Below are 19,230 nucleotides of genomic sequence, written 5' to 3' on the forward strand. Positions count from 1 at the left end.
CCCGCCAACCTTGCGGGATTCAGCGTGTCCAACACACGGGGTCAAGTCCCTTCGGTGAATGGCTCGATGTCGAGTCGCTGATGGACTGGATGTGTCCACGCCCATCCCGGTGCGTCGCCATCACTGTCGAACCCCATGTCGGCGGCAAGTTGCGGTTCGACGTCGACCACGACGCCACGGGCACCATCGTCCTGATCATCGGGCACTTCCTGGAGATCGACCGTCCGCGCCTGCTGCGTTTCACGTGGAGCAATTCGAACTGGCCCGACCCGACCATGGCCAGCGTCGTCAACGTCACCTTCGAGCCACACGGCGACGGCGAGACGCTGATGGAGATCGAGCACTCGCTCCTGCCATCGCACGAGTACGACAACTTCCACAACGGCTGGGCGCGCACCGCCGAGCAGCTCGAGTCGGTACTCGCCCGCCGCTGAGCGTCGACGATGGTCAGAACCGTGCTCGCCGCCGTCGCGGTGGTTGTGGTCGCGTGGATTCTGGAAGGCGCGGCCGTGATCGCCGGCGTAGCGGTCGGCTTGCCGGCATTGGCGGCGGTCGCCCTGGGGGTCGTGGCCGTGGTCGGTACCGCCTGGGCCGGTACCCGGCTCGTCGGCGTCTTGGGCCGGCGCGGTATGACGATCGCCGCGCTCAGCCTGGCAACACTCGCCGCCAGCGCCCTGTATCTGACGCCGCGGCCCCTTCCGCCTCAGATCGCCGAGGGCCTCCGCCTGCGCGACGGGGCGGTGCTGCCGGTGCGGATTCATGCGCGGCCCGGCGATCTGCCGCCGCTGGTTGCCGTGCACGGCGGGCCCGGGGTGCCGTTCAGCCGGCCCGAAGAGACCGCGATCCTTCGCGCCGTAGCGGACCGCACTGTCATCTTCTACGACCAGATCGGTGCCGGAAACGCGTCGCGTCTCGAACGCCCCAGCGCGTACTCGACCGCCCGCGCAGTGGCCGACCTCTCCGAGTTGCTCGACGCGTTCCATCTGGCGCGGGTGGTACTGCTCGGGTACTCCGCCGGCGCCGGCGTGATCGAGACGTTCGCGTCCGAGCAGCCCGACCGGGTCGAGGCGCTGGCCCTCCTCTCACCCGGTTCGTTGCCGGTCCCGGGGCGCGAGGCGCCGGCCGCTCAGCCGCAGACGCGACTGTCGACGACACAGACCCTGCGTCTCTACGCGAGCGCGCTCACACCACGAAACTTGTTCATGTACCTGCTGACGCTCACCGATCCCGACATCGCCCACGTATTCGGCGACGACCCCGAGATGGATGCACGCTTCGCCAAGCTCAATCACCTTGCCGCCGGCGGACTCACCTGCTCCGGCGAACCGGCGCCGTCCCCCTCGTCCCTACCCGGCCACTATGCGCACGAGCAATTGCAGCGCGAGTCCGGCACCGGGCTCACCCCTGATGCGTTGCGACGTCTGCAGTCGATATCGGTACTACTGCTGCGTGGCGCCTGCGACTACATCCCGCGTAGCGAGGCCGAGTACGCCGCAGCCCACCTGTCCCGCACGCGAATGGTCGACATCGCCGACGCCGGCCACGCCCTCCTCACCGAACAGCCTGAGGCGGTACAGCGCGAACTCGGCGAGTTTCTCGCCGGCCTGCCGCGTAGCGGCCGCGGTCACTAGGGTCCGTAGTAATCAGATTCCTCGACGACGGGTTGCAATTTGGGTTGCTCTCCCAGCAGTCTGCGGCGCGAGGAGAACATCGCGCCCCGCGCCGAGTGTTGCGGCGCAAAGCGGGCCAATCCCGTTGGTGCACCGAGGTCGTCGTAGATCGCCTCCATACCACCGCGCATGAAATACGCCTCGTGCCAGAATCCGGTTCCACCCGTATCGCGCAGGAACTGTTGCCACCAGAGCTTGTGCGGCTCGGACCGCGTCCAGCGCTCGAGGCTGTCGAAGTCCCGCCAGTACTGACGCATTCCGAGATGCGGAGGAATCAGGGACCAGATGAGATCCTCGTGCAACAACAGGCCGTCCGGTTGGTCTTTCCACGACTTCTTGATCTGGGGCCCGAGCCCGAGGAGGCGCAGCATGCCCCGCGGGCGTCGGACACGCATACCCAGATAAACCACGACAAGGTCCGGGTACGCGCTCAGGTCTATCGTCCGTCGATCTGCCGCCATATCAAACAGTCCTACGCCGACTGTGTAGGAATCGGCGCCAGATCAGCAGATCTCGCAGCCGAAGCTGCACATTCGGCATAGGAGCTCTGTCCGAACCTCACCCGCTCGGCCGCGACACGTCGTCACGAGGCCGGCCCCCGCTGCTACCGTCGCCCCGTGGATTTGACGGACTCGTACACCCGCGCGCTGCCGCAGCACATCCGCGATCGGTACGAGTTCATCGAGACCCGCAATGCCGCTGCCATTCTGGCCGCCACCAATCCGCTGCGATTCGACGAGCTCCTCTCTGCCCTACATGACTTCCAGCTGCGCACAGACGACCTCGTCCAGCCCGGCGGACAGGAGACCGAGCTGGCGGCAAGGCTCAACACCGCCTTCCGCGACAAGGGCTGGCGCGAGGCGCGGGTCGACACGCGAATCCGCCTGGAGCTGCGCAAGATGCCGCACAAGCCGGCAGGCGAACTGCATCCCACCCTGGAGGACACCGAGGTCTTCAACGAGGGATACAAGGTCGACAACTTCGTCGACCGCCTGGCCCTCGACGTGGAGTGGAATGCCAAGGACGGCAACCTCGATCGCGACCTCAGCGCCTACCGCGCGCTGTACGACGCGGCGCTGATCGACGTCGCCGTGATCATCACCCGCACGCAGGCGGACCTCCGCACGCTCGGCTACCGCCTGGGCATCGAAGCCGGCATGGACGACGAGCGGGCGCGCCGCATCCTGGCCACCACGACCACCACCAACACCGAGAAGCTGCGGCCCCGCATGCAGCGCGGCGACAGCGGCGGCTGTCCACTGCTGGCCGTCGCGATCTGCGCCCGGACCTGGGCCGAGCACGCCCCGGATCAAGACAACCAGGAACCCACCGACGACATCGGCCTCTGGGAACCCTGACCTGTCGGTGCCATCGCCTACGATTCAGTGAAGATCTTCTCCGTTCGAAAAGATCTAATTCGAAGGTAGGAGTAACACCGTGGCGAAACGCAGCGACCAAACCAAGGCCGCTCCCCTGCGCGATATCGCCGCGCCGCCCGCACTGCCCACCGTCGACGGCGGCTGGAAGACCGTATTGGCCGATCCCCCTTGGCGTTTCACCAATCGGACCGGCAAGGTCGCGCCCGAGCACCGCCGTCTGGACCGCTACTCCACCCTCGACCTCGACGCCATCTGCGACATCCCGGTGTCCACCGTCGCGGCCCGCGACTCGCACCTGTATCTGTGGGTGCCCAACGCACTGCTGCCCGAGGGCCTGCGGGTCATGGAGGCCTGGGGCTACCGCTATGTCTCCAACGTCATCTGGGCCAAGCGGCGCAAGGACGGTGGACCCGACGGCCGTGGTGTCGGCTTCTATTTCCGCAACGTCACCGAGATCATCCTGTTCGGCGTGCGCGGCAGCATGCGCACACTGCCGCACGCCCGTAGCCAGGTCAACATGATCGAGACCCGCAAGCGCGAGCACTCCCGCAAGCCCGACGAGCAGTACGGGTTCATCGAGGCCTGCTCCCCCGGTCCGTACCTCGAATTGTTCGCCCGGCACCCGCAGCCGGGCTGGACCGCCTGGGGCGACGAGTCCGCCGACGACGTCACGCCGCGCGGCCAGGTGCACAGAGGATACGAAGGTGGCGCCATCTCCGGCTCAATTGGCGCCTCCGGCCGCCGCGTACCGCCCGTCACCAAGCACGTCCGACTGGATCCGACGACGGCCGAACGCATCGGCAAAGAACTGCGCATCCGCTACGAGAACGGCGAGAGCATTCGCCAACTCGCCGAGGAGACCGGTTACGGCATCACCCGCGTGCGCGGGCTGTTGGAACGCGCCGGCACCACGTTCCGCGGCCGCGGGCCCCAATAGCGGGTCCAATGAGAATGGGCCCCGCCGAAGCGGGGCCCATCACACAGCTGTCGGCGGTCTACCAGACCCGCACGTAGTCGACGAGCATCTCGGCCGGGTAGCTGCCACCCTTGGGGTCGCCACCGCCGGAACCGGACACGGCCAGGTTCAGCACCGGGAACACCGAGTAGCCGGGCAGGTTGAACGGCCAGTCGTCCAGCGAGTTGGCCGGCACGAAGAAGTACGGCTGCATGCCCTCGGTGTAGTCCTGCCAGAACGACATACCGGCGTCGTTCCAGGTGACGCGCCAGGTGTGCCAGCCACCGTCGATCGGGTGCGGGTGAGTGTCGAATGAGGTGCCGTCCGACCGCGCGTGCACCGTGGTGCCCGACGGCCATTCGCCGTTGCCGTACCACTCGGCCAGGTCGATCTCGCCGCCGACGACGGGGTGGTCGTTGGACAGCCACCAGGCCGGCCAGCAACCGTTGGTCAGGCAGTTGAACTTGATCCGGGCTTCCCAGGTGGTGTTGATGCCACCCCAGAAGGTGCCGAAGACCTTGCCGCTGGTGTACTTCCCGTTGCCGTCGCGGGTGGCGCGGATGACGAGGTTGCCCTTGCCGTCCAGGAAGACGTGTTCGCGGTCGTCGCGGTACTGGCCCATGTTCTCGGGGCGGTCCCAGAACACCGGGTTCTTGATGGTCTCGCGCTGCGGGGAGATGTTCCACTTGGCGGGATCGGGCCGCGAACCGGCGGGGCCGTCGAACTCGTCGTGGAAGATGTAGGAAGGTGTTTGCGCGGCAGGCTGCGGGGCCAGCGGCGGAGTGGGCGAGCTGCCCGGTTGAGAATCCGCGAAGGCGGCGGCGGTCGGCATCGCGGCGGCGGCCAACAGGCCCAGCCCCGACGCGCGCATCATGTTTCGGCGATCCATTTCCTGCACAGTGGAATATACAAGCCGGTAAGACAGACTTGATGCAACTTGCGACACGCTCGAAATCAGCTGTCAGATGGACATTCTCGTGGTTGCCACACAGGCCACCCCGCACGGTCAGCAAAACCGATACTCAATGAATTTTGGGCGCCAACCAGCGCATCGAGGGCGAAGCGCCCAGATCAGCAATACCGAATACCCGCCTTGCGGCCACGCTGGTATTCGGCATTGCCGAAAAAACCGAAACCCGCCGGTTACACCCGGTTCAGGTTCAGCGTGGGGCGTTCTGGCCTTCCCAGACCTGGCCCGCCTCGGCCGCTGCAGCTGCCTGAGATGCGGCGGCAGCCGACTCGGAAGCCGCGGCCGCCGACGACGACGCGGAGGCATACGCCGCCGAGCCGGCCGGGCTACCCAGAGAGTTGCCAGGGCTGCCTGCGGTGGCGTACGCGGCCTCGCAGTTCAGCGACAGCAAAATCTGGTTGGTGCTCGAACCGCCGCTATTGGCGACCGGCTGGACCGTACGGGCCACCTGATTGGTCACCACGCAGTTCGGCCACTGCAGCTGGTCGCCGACCGTGGTCGACACCACAGGCTTGAATCCAGCGTTACCCAGCGCAGTCTGCGCGTCGCTGTACTTCTGGCCGACCACGCTCGGCGCAGAACCGGCGGAAGCCACACCACTACACATCAACGCCACAGCACCCAGTGACGTAGCCGCAGCAACACCCCAAGCAGTCTTCATAGACGCCTATCCTGCCTTAGCTACCGGCGCGGCGCTCATCGATGACGCAGTTGTCTCCGCTGGAGACAACGTCATGGTGGAACCGCTGTTGAACTCCGGCACCTGAGGTTGGTTGAAAGTGGTGTTTGTCGGGGCGTGGTCCGAACCGGCGACGGCGCCGCCAGTGGTCACTCCGGTGGTTGCGACGCCGACCGCTCCGAGCGTGACCATCGCGGCAGCACCAATCAGTCCCACTAGACGAATTCTTGTCACATTCATACAACAAGATTGCTCCTGGTGTGGTATAAGCGGCAAGCGAATTTCCGCCCCACGCCAAGATCGCGACGCCCGCGTCAATATGGGTACTGCTGGGGATACTGCTGTGGATATTGCCCATACGGGTACTGCTGCCCCGGGTAATACGGATTGGCCGGCGGTTGCGATTCCACCGGCTGGTCCGGGCCCTTGGGCACCTGGATCGGGATCGGTACGGGGACGAACGGCAGCCGGATGTAGCTCGTCGTCATGGTCGGCGTGGTCGAGGTCGGCGTCTCCGTCGTCGGCGGCGGAGGCGGCGGCTCGGTCGTCGTGGCGGTCGTCGTGCTGGGCGCCGGCGGCGGAGTCGTGGTCGGCGCGTGCGTCACGGTGGTGTGCGTCGGCGCCGGTGCGTGCGTGACGGGCGGTTGGTACGTCGGGCTGGGCCGCGACGGTGGCGGCGCAGGGACCTCGTTGGTGACGGTGACCGTGCTCGGCGGTGGCGGCGGCTCAGCCGGGGCCACGGGCGGTAGTGTCGGCGACTCGCTCACCGACGGCGGCGCGGTGGTCGGCGGTGCGACGGGTTTGCGGTCGCCGGTCAAGGCGATGGTCACGCCACCCACGGCGGCGATCGCGGCCAGGGTCGCGGCCCCGAACACGATGAGCGGAAGCCGCTGCCAGGCCTTGGACGGCTCAGCGACCGCCGGCGCGGCCGGTGCCACGTACTGCGCGATCGCACGTGTGGTCGTGGTGTCACCGAAGACGTCGTCGCCGGTGTAGGGCAGCAGGTCGCCGCCGCCGCTGTCCTCGGACCAGGCCAGGGACGGCCCGGTGGCCTTGACGACGCGGTCGGCCGCGGTGTCGGCGGGCAGGTCCAGACCGGTGAGGCGGGCTGGCACCGTGGCCGCGCCGCCGTCGAGCAGCGCAGCAGGCGCCATCCCGGTCTGGGCGTCGGCGTCGGCGCCGTACACCGCGAACAGGGCGGCGCCCACCGCCGCGTCCAACGCGGGCTGCGGTGTGGTGACCAGGGTGCCCGCGGCACCACGCGCGGCGACGTGTTCCGCCAGCCGCGTACTGACCATCGGTATCCGGGCACCGCCGCCGACGGCGACAACCGAGCTGACGTTCTGCCAGGCAATGTTGTTGCGCCGCAACAGATCATCGAGTTCGTCCAGCACCCCGGCCAGCGGTTCGGCCAACAAATCGGACAACTCGGCGCGGGTGACCTCGATGGCCCCGTGGTGGCTCGGGATGTCGACCGGCACCGTGGCGCTCTCCGCCTCGGACAGGTGTTCTTTTGCCGCACAGCAGGATTCGCGGAGGTTCTCCAGTGAACTCACGGCAGCCGTGCCCGCGGTGTCCGCTCCACCCGGCCCGCCGACGCGGGTGAGCACATGGGTCAGCAACGCCTGATCGACACCGTCACCCGAGAACTCGGTGTACCGCACGGTTTCGATGGGCTCGAACGACGAGTCCGCCGCGGCCAGGGTGATGCTGGTGCCACCGCCGCCGAAATCGAGCAGTGCGGCGGTGCCCGTCGCCGGCAGACCCGGATTGGCGTGCAGCGCCGTCAGCGCCGCCACCGCGTCGGACACCAGCCGCGCCGGAACACCGTTGGGCGCCAGGCTCGGATTGGACCGCATGGCGGCCCGCATCGCGCGCAGCGTCGCGGTATCCCAGTGCGCTGGAACCGAAATCGCCAGCTGTCCGCGCGGCGGCTCCCCACCGAGTGCCTCGATCAGCGCGTCCAGTGCCTCGACCACCAACTGGTCCGCGTGATACGACGTGCCGTCGGGTGCCACCATCGGCACCGGATCACCGACGCGTTCGACGAAGCCGGTGAGGGTCACCGCAGTGGTGGCCGCTTCGTCCGGCAGTCCGATCTGCGGGGCACGGTCGCGGAACAGGCTCAGCACCGCACGCCGCACCAGGGGTGGATCGCCGACGCGCGCCGCAACGAGGTTGGTTGTCCCGACGGACAACCCAAGCGGGTGGCTCATAACGCCTCCACCCTAACCCGTGAGCGCATTACCACAGCTTGGGACACATGCGAACGGCGTTCTCGCAGATTACTTTTCGCCCGCTGTGCCCAGCCTGTGGACCGAACCTGCCGGGCCTGTGTGCTCGATGTGCTGCAATGTCCGGCATGGGCGACATCGACGAGATCAAGCAAGTGAAGTACCGGTACCTGCGCGGGCTGGACACCAAAGACTGGGACACCTTCGCCGGCACTCTGACCGAAGACGTCGTCGGTGACTACGGCTCGTCGCTCGACGGCCGGCGGCTCCAGTTCTCCGACCGCGACTCGCTCGTGGAGTACATGCGCACGTCGCTGCCCGCGCAGATCATCACCGAGCACCGCGTCGACCATCCCGAGATCACCGTCGACGGCGACGAGGCGGCGGCCACCTGGTACCTCCAGGACCGCGTCATCGGAGCCGACTTCAATTTCATGCTCATCGGCGCTGCCTTCTATCGCGACCGCTACCGCCGCACGCCGGACGGCTGGCGCATCTGCGCGACGGGCTACGACCGCACCTACGACGCGACCATGTCGCTCGAAAACCTGAATTTCAAGCTGAAACCCGGTGCTGCGCTTCATATCTGATCACTTGGCAACGGCGATCAGCGCTCCCGGTTGCAGCCACCGCATGATCTTCACCAGGGTGCCCTCGTCGATCGCGACACATCCGGCCGTCGGGCCGTCACCGATATGCACGAAGAACGCGCCGCCGTTACCGGGGGTCCGTTGCGGGTTGACGCCCATGACGACGGCGTACTTGTAGGGCGCGATGTCGAGATTCTCGGTGCCGCTGGCGGGATCGGTGTCGAAGCGGCACTGCGCCTTTCTGCACACCTGCATGGTGTTGTAGGTGGGGCTCTTCATGTCGCCGTCCCACCAGTGATCCGGTGTGGTCTGAACGTATTTCAGACCCGTCCCGGGGTTGGGCGCGGTGCCGAACGCGAACGGCAACGTGAAGATGCCCATCGGTGTCTGCAAATTGCCGTCATGACTCTGGGGAACCATGCCCCGGGAGCCGACGTGCGCCGGAATGCCGACGGCCACAGCCTCCCACCCCGCGGGCCCGCGCTGGTACACGTCCATCTTGGCCGACGAACCACCTACGCCCACAACCGAAATCACCTGGGTGGCCGCACCCACCGAATTGGCGAACCAGGGCGTGACCACCGCATTGCCGACCGGCGCCGCTGCCACCGCCAGGATGGCAGCACACAGCAAAGCGAACAGTCGGCGCACCCGTCCATGGTCGAGAACCGCCCTCTGCAAGGTCAAGCCAGGGCGGGTCAAGGTTTGGGCACGATAACGCGTCAGCCGGGTACCGGCGATTCAGCTGCAGCGCTGAGGCGTCTGGAACTCAACAGCGGCGACCACACCAGAAACCACAGCCCACCCAGCAACCAACCTGCGACGACGTCGGTCGGGTTGTGCACATTGAGCACCACCCTGCTCACCCCGACGAACACCACGATCACCGCGCACAGCACCGCGATGAGCCGGTGCCGCGCGACGTCCCACAACGTGAACACCGCGCACAGTCCCAGCGCACCGGCCATGGTGCCCAGCGCATGTCCCGACGGGAACGACCACGACGTTTCATGCGCCAACGCCGTCAGCGGCCGTGCGCGCTGCGCGATGTCCTTGGCAACTTCGGTGACCAGTCCGCACATCACGACGCCGACCAAGAGGAAGATCGCGGTGCGGCGCTGCCGTCGGGCCAGTGCGACGAACGCGACGACCACCGCGGCTATCTGAAAGGTCCACGGACCGAAGATGAAGGACAGCCATCGCCACCCCAGCACCCAGCCGGGATGGGCCACGCCGTAGCGGTACGCGGGCTCGAGCAGCGCCTCGTCCAGCGTCGTCACCCAGGACCACTGGGCGACCCAGCCCACCCACAGCAGGACGTAGCCGACCACGGCCGCGGTACCGATCAGCCAGCGGTTGCGGTTGGTCACCGGCCTCCTTCCGGGTGTGCTCGATCGCAAGAAATTCGCTACCGGCCGGAACATATTCGTCACGGCCACGAAACAAAGTGACCATAGCTTCGCTAACCATGACCCAAGACCTCAGCCAGGAGCAGCTGCCGCTTGCCGCTGCACCAGAAGTCGATCAGGACCGGTTGACCGCCACGCGAGAAACCTTGGAGGATTACACCCTTCGCTTCGCCCCGCGCAGCTACCGGAAATGGTCGACGCGGGTGGTGGGTATCTCGGCGCTCGGCGGCATCGCCTACCTCGCCGACTTCGCGATCGGTGCCAACATCGGCATCTCCTACGGCACCACCAACGCGCTGGCGGGCATCGCGATCTTCGCCGTCGTCATCCTCCTGACCGGTTTCCCGGTGGCCTACTACTCGGCCCGCTACAACATCGATCTGGATCTGGTGACCCGCGGCAGCGGCTTCGGCTACTACGGCTCGGTGGTGACGAACGTCATCTTCGCGACGTTCACCTTCATCTTCTTCGCGCTGGAAGGGTCGATCATGGCCCAGGGCCTCAAATTGGGCCTGGGCCTGCCACTGTGGCTCGGCTACGCGGTGTCAACGCTCATCATCTTCCCGCTGGTCATCTACGGCATGAAGGTGCTCTCGACGCTGCAGGTCTGGACCACCCCGCTGTGGCTGATCCTGATGGTCGCGCCGTTCGTCTACCTGCTGATCAGCCATCCCGCATCGGTCGGTGAGTTCTTCGCCTACCAGGGCAAAGACCACATCCAGGGCTTCGACATGGGCTCGACTCTGCTGGCCGCCGGCGTGTGTCTGTCACTGATCGCACAGATCGCCGAGCAGAACGACTACCTGCGGTTCATGCCGCCGAAGACCCCCGAGAACAAGCGATCCTGGTGGACCTGGATGTTCCTGGCCGGCCCGGGCTGGGTGTTCTTCGGCGCCATCAAGCAGGTCGTCGGCCTGTTCCTGGCCGTCTACCTGATCGCCAATGTCGCCGACAGCGCGGGCATCGCCAACCAGCCGGTGCACCAGTTCCTGTCGATCTACGAGAACTTCCTGCCGGGCTGGCTCGCCATGACCTTGGCCGTGGTGCTCGTCGTGATCAGCCAGATCAAGATCAACGTCACCAACGCCTACTCGGGCTCGCTGGCGTGGACCAACTCCTACACCCGCGTCACCAACCACTACCCCGGCCGCCTGGTGTTCCTCGGCGTGAACCTGCTGATCGCGTTGATCCTGATGGAAGCCAACATGTTCGACTTCCTCAGCACCATCCTGGGTTTCTACGCCAACTGCGGCATGGCGTGGGTTGTGGTGGTGGCCAGCGACATCGTCTTCAACAAGTACCTGCTGAAGCTGTCGCCCAAGGAGCCCGAGTTCCGTCGCGGCATGCTGTACGCCTTCAACCCGGTGGGCTTCGGCTCGATGCTGATCGCGGCGGGCCTGTCGGTGGTGGCGTTCTTCGGTGGACTCGGCTCGGCGCTCACGCCGTACTCGCCGCTGGTGGCCATCGGGCTCGCCGTGGTGCTGCCGCCGATCTTCGCCATCGCGACCAAGGGCAAGTACTACCTGCGCCGCACCGATGACGGCATCGACCTGCCGATGTACGACGAGTACGGCAACCCGTCCGACGCGCACCTGCTGTGCCAGAACTGCCACCACGAGTACGAGCGGCCGGACATGCTGGCCTCGGCCCAGGGCGGCTACATCTGCTCGCTGTGCCTGGCAACGGACAAGACCGGAGAGCACGTCCTGCCCGCGCAGAAGTAATTCGACGATTCGGCGCCGAGTGTGACACGACAGTCACGCTCGGCGCCGTTTCTCGTAGTGGATTCACACTCGCGGGATCTACGCTGAGGTCATGGCTGTACTGCTGCGCAAGCTGCTCGGCATCGGCAACCTGCCCGATGACATCCGTGAGCAGCTCCAGGCCGAGGGGCTGCTGCACGTGGCCGAGTTCGTCCCGGTGACGTTCCGGTTCTCCGGCCACGTACCCGGCAAGGTCGCCAAGAGCACCCTCCGCAGCCTGGTGGGCGCCCTGGTGATCACCGAGAAGCGACTGCTCGGCACGCTGTCGTCGGTGCCGAAGAAGGGCGCCAAGACCGTCAATCACCTGTGGGACGAGCCCGCCGGCACCATGGTGCGTGCCGAGCTGGACGACTCCGGTCTGCTGCTGGACGCCCCTGACCTCTCCGCGGTCGACCCGAGTTTCGAGGGTTCGATGTCGCTGCGCTACAAGACGCCGCTACCCGCCGACCTGCTGGCCACGCTGCCGACCCGGGCATTCACGTTCGACGTCCCCAACAAATACGTGTATCTGGCCTGCGGGATGCCCCCCACCACCTGAATCGGCGGGGCGTAGCGTCGGGCCGATGACGATCCGGTACGACGAAGCACTGCGCGAGCTGGTCGGCACGAACCTGGCCGGGCACCAACGCCGGGTGGTCGACGACCCGAGTAAGCGCCATGCTGCAGTGGCCATCGTGCTGGTGGACTCCGAGCGCGGCGAGGACCGGATCGACCCGGCCCCGGTCGACGAATGGATCGGCGGGCGGCCGCTACCGGATCAGAATCTGGACGGCCGCATGGTCGACGTCGCCGGCGGCGCGGCGTTTCTGCTGTGCCGCCGGACCTCGCGACTCAACTCGCACTCGGCCCAGTGGGCGCTGCCCGGCGGGCGCCTCGACCCCGGTGAGACGGTCGTGGACGCCGCGCTGCGGGAGTTGCACGAAGAGGTCGGCATCAAATTGTCCGACGAGTCGGTCCTGGGGTTGCTCGACGACTACGCGACGCGCTCCGGATACGTCATCACGCCGGTGGTGCTGTGGGGCGGCGGCCGGCTGGACCCGCAGCCCTCCCCGGACGAAGTGCTGGCGGTGTACCGCGTCGGGTTGCACCAGTTGCAGCGGCCGGACTCGCCGCGGTTCATCTCCATTCCCGAGAGCGACCGCCCGGTGGTGCAGATTCCGCTGGGCAACGACCTGATCCACGCGCCCACCGGTGCGGTGCTGCTGCAGATGCGCTGGCTCGGCCTGGAAGGCCGGTCCGATCCGGTCGACGAACTCGAACAGCCCGTTTTCGCCTGGCGCTGAGGCCAGCACGAATCACGACGCACGAAACCGTTGAACAGTAAAGCAATTCGCGGTTTCATGGCTGGCTTCGTGACCATTACCGCCGGGAGGTAAGCGACACCATGTCCGACAGCCAGAACGTGCTGTTCGTCCACTGGCATGACCTCGGGCGCTACCTCGGTGTGTACGGCCACCCTGACGTCAGCAGCCCCCGGCTGGACCAACTGGCTGCCGAAGGCATCCTGTTCACCCGCGCCCACGCGACCGCCCCGCTGTGCTCACCGTCGCGCGGTTCGATCTTCACCGGGCGCTACCCCCAGAGCAACGGGCTGGTCGGGCTGGCACACCATGGCTGGGAGTACCACGCGGGTGTCCAGACATTGCCCCAGCTGCTGTCCGAGTCCGGTTGGCACACAGCACTTTTCGGCATGCAACACGAAACGTCATTCCCGTCCCGGCTGGGCTTCGACGAATTCGACGTGTCAAACTCGTTCTGCGAGTACGTCGTCGAGCGGGCCGTGCGCTGGCTCAGCGCGCCGCCGCAGCAGCCGTTCCTGCTCACCGCCGGGTTCTTCGAAACCCACCGGCCCTACCCACGGGAACGCTACGAACCCGCGGCCAGCGACGCCGTCACCGTCCCCGACTACCTGCCCGACACCGATTCTGTGCGAGATGACCTGGCGGAGTTCTACGGGTCCATCGCCGTCGCCGATGCCGCAGTGGGGCAGCTCCTGGACGCCCTGGAGGCCGGTGGACTGGACCGCAACACGTGGGTGGTGTTCCTCACCGACCACGGTCCGGCACTGCCGCGGGCCAAGTCGACGCTGTACGACGCCGGGACCGGCATTGCCATGATCATCCGGCCGCCGAGGGATTCCGGGATCGAGCCGCACGTGTACGACGAACTGTTCAGCGGGGTCGATCTGCTGCCGACGCTGTTGGAGTTGCTGGGCGTACCAGTTCCGGTTGAGGTGGAAGGGCTTTCACACGCGTCGGCCCTGGCCGGCGCCGGGGACCACAGTGGGGTGCGCTCGGAGGTCTACACCGCCAAGACGTATCACGACTCGTTCGACCCTATTCGCGCAGTGCGAACAAAAGACTTCAGTTACATCGAAAACTATGCTTCGCGTCCACTGCTGGACCTGCCGTGGGACATCGCCGACAGCCCATCCGGCCGGGCCGTACAGCCCGCCATCGGAGACCCGCGCCCGGCCCGTGAGCTGTACGACCTGCAGACCGACCCCACCGAGCGGCACAACCTGCTCCTCGACCTGCAGCCCGAATACCATGCCGTGGCAGCACAATTGGCACTCAAGCTCAACACCTGGCGACAGCAGACCGGCGATGTCATACCCTCCGACTTCACCGGGAGCCAGATCTCCGACCGCTACACCGGGACCTATCTGAGCATCCACGGACGCCCCGCGACGAGCCGCTCGGCGGCGGCCTCCGACCGCGGAATCGACCCGGATTCGACGTCGCAAGACTAATACTCATTGTGCGAAAAATCCCCTTCTGCAAGGGATTTCGTCGCAGGCTAGGCTCTTGCGCCATGACAGCACCGACGGCCTATCTGGTCCTCGCATCACAGCGCAGCGGCAGCACGCTCCTGGTCGAGTCGCTGCGCGCCACCGGTGTGGCCGGCGAACCGCAGGAGTTCTTTCAGTACCTGCCACACAGCAGCATGTCGCCCCAGCCGCGGGAGTGGTTCGCCGATACCGAGGACGAGTCGATCCTGCGGCTCCTCGACCCGCTGATCGACGGCAGGCCCGAACTGGCGCCGGCGACCATCTGGCGCGACTACATCCAGACCGCCGGCCGCACGCCCAACGGAATCTGGGGCGGCAAGCTCATGTGGAACCAGACCGCGCAACTGCAACGACGAGCCAAGGACCTGCCGGACCGCTCCGGCGACGGACTACTGGCCGCCATCCGAGACGTCATCGGCTCGGATCCGGTGCTCATCCACATCCACCGACCTGACGTGGTGTCCCAGGCGGTTTCGTTCTGGCGGGCGGTGCAGACCCGCGTCTGGCGCGGCCGCCCGGACCCCGTGCGCGACGCCCGCGCCGAGTACCACGCCGGTGCCATCGCCCACGTCGTGAAGATGCTGCGGGCGCAGGAAGAGGGCTGGCAGAACTGGTTCGCCGAGGAGAACGTCAACCGGATCGAAGTGCCGTATCCGGTGTTGTGGCGCAACCTGACCGAGGTCGTCGGCGATGTGCTGGAGGCGCTCGGCCAGGACCGCAGGCTCGCACCGAAACCGGTGCTGGAACGTCAGGCCGATCAGCGTTCGGACGAATGGGTGGAGCGCTATCGCGCCGAAGCCGAAAAGGAGGGGCTGCCGGTATGAGCACCACAGACACTCAGGTCGACGAGCTCCGGCTGCTCGAAGCCGAAGCCGTGCACATCATTCGCGAGGTGGTGGCCGAGCTCGAGCGCCCGGTGCTGCTGTTCTCGGCGGGCAAGGACTCGATCGTCCTACTTCGGTTGGCGGAGAAGGCTTTCCGGCCCGGACCGCTACCGTTCCCGGTGCTGCACGTCGACACCGGCCACAACTTCCCGGAGGTCATCGACTTCCGGGATCGCCGCACCACCGGGGTCGGGCAAAAGCTGCTCGTCGGGTCGGTGCAGGAGAGCATCGACACCGGCCGGGTGGCTGATCCGGGCCCGGGCGCGTCCCGCAACCGGCAGCAGACCCGCACCCTGCTCGACGCTTTGGAGGCCGGTGGGTTCGACGCCGCGTTCGGCGGCGCCCGCCGCGACGAGGAACGTGCCCGCGCCAAGGAACGCATCCTGAGCTTCCGCGACGAGTTCGGCCAGTGGGACCCACGTGCCCAGCGGCCCGAGCCGTGGTCGCTGTACAACGGCCGGATCCGCAAGGGCGAACAGGTGCGGGTGTTCCCGTTGTCCAACTGGACCGAGCTGGACATCTGGCGCTACATCCAGCTGGAAAACCTTGAGCTGCCGTCGATCTACTTCGCCCACGAACGCGAGGTGTTCGAGCGCGACGGCATCCTGCTGGCGGTGTCCGAGTACACCCAGCCTGGTCCTGGCGAATCGGCGGCGGTCGAGTGGGTGCGCTACCGCACCGTCGGCGACCTGACCATCACCGGTGCGGTCCGGTCGAAAGCGGTTGACATCGAGAGTGTCATCGGCGAAATCTCCGCTGCCACAGTGTCGGAACGCGGCGAGACCCGGGCCGACGACCGCACGTCGGTGGCGGCGATGGAAGACCGTAAGCGAGAGGGCTACTTCTGATGAGCACCAGGCAACTTCTGCGCATTGCCACCGCGGGCTCAGTCGACGACGGCAAGAGCACCCTGATCGGCCGCCTGCTGCACGACACTGACAGCCTGCCCCTGGACCACCTGGACGCCGTCACCGACGACGACGGGGTGGCCGACCTGGCGGCCCTGTCCGACGGCCTGCGCGCCGAACGCGAACAGGGCATCACCATCGACGTGGCCTACCGCTTCTTCTCCACCGAGGCCCGTAGCTACATCCTGGCCGACACGCCGGGCCACGAGCGCTACACCCGCAACATGTTCACCGGCGCCTCCAACGCGCACGTGGCCATTCTGCTGGTCGACGCCCGGGCGGGCGTGCTGCGCCAGACCCTGCGCCACGCGCGGATCGCAAAGCTGTTGGGTATCAAGCACTTCGTGGCCGCGGTCAACAAGATCGATCTGGTCGACTTCGACCAGGCCCGGTTCGACGCGGTGCACGATGAACTCGGTCAGGTCGCGGCGCGGCTCGGCGCGGTGGACCTGACGGTGATTCCGTTGGCGGCCAAGCTCGGCGACAACGTCGTGCACCGCTCGGAGAACACCCCGTGGTACGAGGGGCCGACGCTGCTGGAGTACCTCGAGGGCATCGAACTCAGTGCGCCACAACCAGAACCGGCCAAGCTGCGGCTGCCCATCCAGTGGGTGTCCCGGCCCACCGCGCAGCAGCGGCGCCGCTACACCGGCCGGCTGACCGCGGGCACCCTGCAGGTCGGCGACACCGTGCTGAGCCTGCCTGCGGGCACCAGCTCGACCGTCACCGCCGTGGACACCCTCGACGACGACCGCACCACAGCCGTTGCCCCACTGTCGGTTTCGATCGAGCTTGCCGACGACATCGACGTCGGCCGCGGCGACGTCCTGGTCAGCAGCGCCGAGGGCGCCTCGATCCCGGTGCTGGCCCGCGAACTCGACGCGACGGTGTGCTGGTTCGCCGAGACCCCGCTGCGGGCCGGTGACCGGCTGGCGCTCAAGCAGGGCACCCGCACGGTCCGCGCCACGGTGCAGGCGCTGCACACGCGGCTCGATCCCGAGACGCTCGACGACATCGATCAGCCGGTGGAGTTGGTACTCAACGACATCGGCGCCGTCACACTGCGGACCAGTTCGACCGTCATCGCCGACCCGTACCGCGACAACCGGGAGAGCGGCGCCTTCATCCTGATCGACGAGACGTCCAACGACACCGTCGGCGCCGGCACCATCACCGAGCCCCGCGAGGTCAAGCTCGGCACTCACTCCCGCAGCGATATCCGTTGGCACCATTCGTCATTGGATCGCTCCTACCGCTGGGCCCGCACCGGCCAGCGGGGCGCGACCATCTGGTTCACCGGGCTGCCGGCCTCGGGCAAGTCGACGCTGGCCGTGGCGGTCGAACGGGCCCTGGTCGAGACCGGGCAGGTGGCCTACCTGCTCGACGGCGACAACATCCGGCACGGCCTGTCCGACGACCTCGGATTCTCCGCGGGCGACCGGGCCGAGAACATCCGCCGCGTGGGCCACCTGGCCCGGCTGTTGGCCGATTCGGGCGTGGTGGCGCTGGCGTCGCTGGTGTCGCCACTCAAGTCCGACCGCGACACCGCGCGTGAACTCAGCACCGTCGCCAAGCTGCCGTTCATCGAGGTCTACGTGTCCACCCCGCGCAGCGAGTGCGAGAAGCGCGATCCCAAGGGCCTGTACGCCCGGGCCAAGGCCGGTGAGCTGCGCGGGCTGACCGGTGTGGACGCCCCGTACGAGCCGCCGGAGAACCCGGATTTGGTGGTCGACACCACCGGCGCCGACATCGACAAGCTGGTGGCACAGGTGCTGGGGGCGCTCAACGCCCTGCGCTGACCAGGGATTTGTGCACGTTCTTTCGCGGTCGGCGCGGAAAAACGTGCACAAAATCCCCGTGTCGGCGTCCCCCAATCGGGGGACAGTGAATTCATCCTGCTGAGGGCCCGGCTGGCGGACAGACAGCCGGGCCCTGGTGCGGGACTCTTGAGTCAACGCCGGATCACTCCGGACACGACATCAAAAGCCCACAGCAGCAGGGGAATTCAAATGAGCATCGTCACGCGTTGGGTCAGCTACTTCATCATCGTCATCGGTCTGACCGTCGCACCCGGACTGATCGCGATCGGCCTGGCCACGTCCGCCCACGCGGCGCCGTCCACCACCTCGAGCTCAGTGCACCAGATGTTCGCGCACCAGAACAACGCTCCCCTGCCCGGCACCCCGATCCAGCACCAGTACCAGCAGATTCACTGAGTCACGTCTGGGCGACCACGAAAATCCGGCGGAACGGGAAGAACGTGGTGCCGTCGGGCTGGGGCGGGTATGCCTGCGCCAGCAGCGGGATGATCTCGCGCCGGTACTGCTCCCAGGCATCGTCGGTGAGCCGGGAGCGGACGTCGGTCAGCGCGGTACCCGTGATCCAGTCCAGTACCGGGGTTTCGCCGGTCAATTGGTGCAGGTAAGTGGTTTCCCAGGCGTCGACGGTGCAGCCCGCGGCCGTCAGCAGCGCCGCGTAACCGGCGGGGTCATCAACGACGTTCGTCTCCCGGAACCGGATATCGGCCAGGGCGTCGGCGAACTCCGGGCGGGCGGCCACTTCCCGCACCGCCTGATGCGACGGCGAGTCGAAATTCCCGGGCACCTGGAACGCCAGCCACGCGCCTTCCGGTAATTGCGTCACCCATCGCCGCAGCAGCTCGCGGTGTTCCGGAACCCATTGCAGCACAGCATTGCTCACCATCACATCGGTGTCCGGCGCGGGCGACCAGTCCGCCGCGGCGACCACGCGGGCGTCGACGCCGCGGGCGCGGGCCGCTGCCACCATCTCGGGTGAGTTGTCGACCGCCTCGATCGTCGCGTCGGGCCACCGCTGCGACAGCGTCGCGGTCAGGTTTCCCGGCCCGCAGCCCACGTCGGCGATGCGCCGCGGCGCCTCGGCACCGACGCGCGCCAGCAGGTCGTAGAAAGGCCGGCCGCGGTGGTCAGCGAAGGCGAGATAGGTGTCCGGGTTCCACACATCCCCATCCTGCCGCCGC

At 67.1% G+C, this 19,230-nt stretch carries 20 protein-coding genes; 13 read left to right on the plus strand and 7 right to left on the minus strand.

The genetic code is table 11. The annotated features are described in order from the left end of the window. Window positions 1-17 precede the first annotated feature (17 nt). A complete protein-coding gene (locus EB75_RS15805) occupies window positions 18-434 on the plus strand; it encodes an SRPBCC family protein (RefSeq protein ID WP_073696318.1) in 417 nt (138 codons plus the stop codon). A gap of 9 nt (window positions 435-443) precedes the next feature. After that, entirely contained in the window at window positions 444-1,631 is a 1,188-nt protein-coding gene (locus EB75_RS15810; protein ID WP_073696319.1) for an alpha/beta fold hydrolase, read from the plus strand. On the opposite strand, the gene EB75_RS15815 is transcribed toward EB75_RS15810, so the two are convergent. After that, window positions 1,628-2,131, minus strand: a complete 504-nt coding sequence (locus EB75_RS15815; protein WP_073696320.1) for a monooxygenase family protein — start codon at window positions 2,129-2,131, stop codon at window positions 1,628-1,630. The two genes, EB75_RS15810 and EB75_RS15815, sit on opposite strands and share 4 nt — an antisense overlap. Window positions 2,132-2,287: 156 nt before the next feature. On the opposite strand from EB75_RS15815, the gene EB75_RS15820 reads away from it, so the two are divergent. Continuing rightward, complete coding sequence (locus EB75_RS15820) at window positions 2,288-3,028, plus strand: BglII/BstYI family type II restriction endonuclease (protein WP_073696321.1); 741 nt, start codon at window positions 2,288-2,290, stop codon at window positions 3,026-3,028. A 79-nt stretch (window positions 3,029-3,107) separates the two neighbouring features. After that, window positions 3,108-3,986 (plus strand): MT-A70 family methyltransferase, encoded by an 879-nt coding sequence (locus EB75_RS15825; protein WP_073696322.1) that lies wholly within the window; start codon window positions 3,108-3,110, stop codon window positions 3,984-3,986. 58 nt (window positions 3,987-4,044) lie between these two features. On the opposite strand, the gene EB75_RS15830 is transcribed toward EB75_RS15825, so the two are convergent. From EB75_RS15830 to EB75_RS15840, 3 genes are all read right to left on the minus strand, one after another. Next, window positions 4,045-4,893: a glycoside hydrolase family 16 protein gene (locus tag EB75_RS15830; RefSeq protein ID WP_083612324.1), complete on the minus strand. Its 849-nt coding sequence runs from the start codon at window positions 4,891-4,893 to the stop codon at window positions 4,045-4,047. 271 nt (window positions 4,894-5,164) lie between these two features. Further along, complete coding sequence (locus tag EB75_RS15835) at window positions 5,165-5,635, minus strand: PASTA domain-containing protein (protein ID WP_286150211.1); 471 nt, start codon at window positions 5,633-5,635, stop codon at window positions 5,165-5,167. Window positions 5,636-5,967: 332 nt separating this feature from the next. Further along, window positions 5,968-7,869: an Hsp70 family protein gene (locus EB75_RS15840; RefSeq protein WP_073696323.1), complete on the minus strand. Its 1,902-nt coding sequence runs from the start codon at window positions 7,867-7,869 to the stop codon at window positions 5,968-5,970. A 146-nt stretch (window positions 7,870-8,015) separates the two neighbouring features. Between EB75_RS15840 and EB75_RS15845 the strand changes: the two genes are divergently transcribed. Continuing rightward, the gene (locus tag EB75_RS15845; RefSeq protein WP_174557681.1) at window positions 8,016-8,477 is read left to right on the plus strand and encodes a nuclear transport factor 2 family protein; all 462 of its coding nucleotides are present in this window, start codon (window positions 8,016-8,018) and stop codon (window positions 8,475-8,477) included. On the opposite strand, the gene EB75_RS15850 is transcribed toward EB75_RS15845, so the two are convergent. Together EB75_RS15850 and EB75_RS15855 are read right to left on the minus strand one after the other, a co-directional pair. Beyond that, a complete protein-coding gene (locus EB75_RS15850) occupies window positions 8,478-9,128 on the minus strand; it encodes a L,D-transpeptidase family protein (protein WP_174557682.1) in 651 nt (216 codons plus the stop codon). A 71-nt stretch (window positions 9,129-9,199) separates the two neighbouring features. Next, the gene (locus EB75_RS15855) at window positions 9,200-9,847 is read right to left on the minus strand and encodes a phosphatase PAP2 family protein (RefSeq protein ID WP_073696325.1); all 648 of its coding nucleotides are present in this window, start codon (window positions 9,845-9,847) and stop codon (window positions 9,200-9,202) included. Window positions 9,848-9,945: 98 nt separating this feature from the next. On the opposite strand from EB75_RS15855, the gene EB75_RS15860 reads away from it, so the two are divergent. From EB75_RS15860 to EB75_RS15895, 8 genes are all read left to right on the plus strand, one after another. After that, on the plus strand, window positions 9,946-11,610 hold the full coding sequence (locus EB75_RS15860; RefSeq protein ID WP_073696326.1) for a purine-cytosine permease family protein: 1,665 nt from the start codon (window positions 9,946-9,948) through the stop codon (window positions 11,608-11,610). Window positions 11,611-11,701: 91 nt separating this feature from the next. After that, window positions 11,702-12,187, plus strand: coding sequence for a hypothetical protein (locus EB75_RS15865; protein ID WP_073696327.1), 486 nt, complete (start codon window positions 11,702-11,704; stop codon window positions 12,185-12,187). 25 nt (window positions 12,188-12,212) lie between these two features. Then, on the plus strand, window positions 12,213-12,932 hold the full coding sequence (locus EB75_RS15870; RefSeq protein ID WP_073696328.1) for an NUDIX hydrolase: 720 nt from the start codon (window positions 12,213-12,215) through the stop codon (window positions 12,930-12,932). A 101-nt stretch (window positions 12,933-13,033) separates the two neighbouring features. After that, a complete protein-coding gene (locus EB75_RS15875) occupies window positions 13,034-14,401 on the plus strand; it encodes a sulfatase family protein (RefSeq protein ID WP_073696329.1) in 1,368 nt (455 codons plus the stop codon). Window positions 14,402-14,463: 62 nt separating this feature from the next. Then, on the plus strand, window positions 14,464-15,264 hold the full coding sequence (stf0, locus tag EB75_RS15880) for a trehalose 2-sulfotransferase (protein ID WP_020103908.1): 801 nt from the start codon (window positions 14,464-14,466) through the stop codon (window positions 15,262-15,264). After that, entirely contained in the window at window positions 15,261-16,172 is a 912-nt protein-coding gene (cysD, locus tag EB75_RS15885) for a sulfate adenylyltransferase subunit CysD (protein WP_073696330.1), read from the plus strand. Before stf0 ends, cysD begins: the two co-directional genes overlap by 4 nt. Continuing rightward, on the plus strand, window positions 16,172-18,031 hold the full coding sequence (gene cysC, locus EB75_RS15890; protein ID WP_073696331.1) for an adenylyl-sulfate kinase: 1,860 nt from the start codon (window positions 16,172-16,174) through the stop codon (window positions 18,029-18,031). Before cysD ends, cysC begins: the two co-directional genes overlap by 1 nt. A 210-nt stretch (window positions 18,032-18,241) precedes the next feature. Next, entirely contained in the window at window positions 18,242-18,448 is a 207-nt protein-coding gene (locus EB75_RS15895; RefSeq protein WP_064986138.1) for a hypothetical protein, read from the plus strand. Between the two features lies 1 nt (window position 18,449). Here the strand turns inward: EB75_RS15895 and EB75_RS15900 are convergent, their stop codons facing one another. Next, window positions 18,450-19,211, minus strand: coding sequence for a trans-aconitate 2-methyltransferase (locus tag EB75_RS15900; protein WP_073696332.1), 762 nt, complete (start codon window positions 19,209-19,211; stop codon window positions 18,450-18,452). Between the last annotated feature and the right edge of the window lie 19 nt (window positions 19,212-19,230).

Source organism: Mycobacterium sp. ST-F2 (genome assembly GCF_001905655.1).
Classification (GTDB): domain Bacteria; phylum Actinomycetota; class Actinomycetes; order Mycobacteriales; family Mycobacteriaceae; genus Mycobacterium.

Coding starts and splice junctions, on each gene's coding strand:
- EB75_RS15815 (WP_073696320.1), bottom strand. CDS start 2,131: ATGGCGGCAGATCGACGGACGATAGACCTGAGCGCGTACCCGGACCTT.
- EB75_RS15810 (WP_073696319.1), top strand. CDS start 444: ATGGTCAGAACCGTGCTCGCCGCCGTCGCGGTGGTTGTGGTCGCGTGG.
- EB75_RS15875 (WP_073696329.1), top strand. CDS start 13,034: ATGTCCGACAGCCAGAACGTGCTGTTCGTCCACTGGCATGACCTCGGG.
- stf0 (WP_020103908.1), top strand. CDS start 14,464: ATGACAGCACCGACGGCCTATCTGGTCCTCGCATCACAGCGCAGCGGC.
- EB75_RS15860 (WP_073696326.1), top strand. CDS start 9,946: ATGACCCAAGACCTCAGCCAGGAGCAGCTGCCGCTTGCCGCTGCACCA.
- EB75_RS15865 (WP_073696327.1), top strand. CDS start 11,702: ATGGCTGTACTGCTGCGCAAGCTGCTCGGCATCGGCAACCTGCCCGAT.
- cysD (WP_073696330.1), top strand. CDS start 15,261: ATGAGCACCACAGACACTCAGGTCGACGAGCTCCGGCTGCTCGAAGCC.
- EB75_RS15840 (WP_073696323.1), bottom strand. CDS start 7,869: ATGAGCCACCCGCTTGGGTTGTCCGTCGGGACAACCAACCTCGTTGCG.
- EB75_RS15835 (WP_286150211.1), bottom strand. CDS start 5,635: ATGAAGACTGCTTGGGGTGTTGCTGCGGCTACGTCACTGGGTGCTGTG.
- EB75_RS15895 (WP_064986138.1), top strand. CDS start 18,242: ATGAGCATCGTCACGCGTTGGGTCAGCTACTTCATCATCGTCATCGGT.
- cysC (WP_073696331.1), top strand. CDS start 16,172: ATGAGCACCAGGCAACTTCTGCGCATTGCCACCGCGGGCTCAGTCGAC.
- EB75_RS15845 (WP_174557681.1), top strand. CDS start 8,016: ATGGGCGACATCGACGAGATCAAGCAAGTGAAGTACCGGTACCTGCGC.
- EB75_RS15870 (WP_073696328.1), top strand. CDS start 12,213: ATGACGATCCGGTACGACGAAGCACTGCGCGAGCTGGTCGGCACGAAC.
- EB75_RS15830 (WP_083612324.1), bottom strand. CDS start 4,893: ATGGATCGCCGAAACATGATGCGCGCGTCGGGGCTGGGCCTGTTGGCC.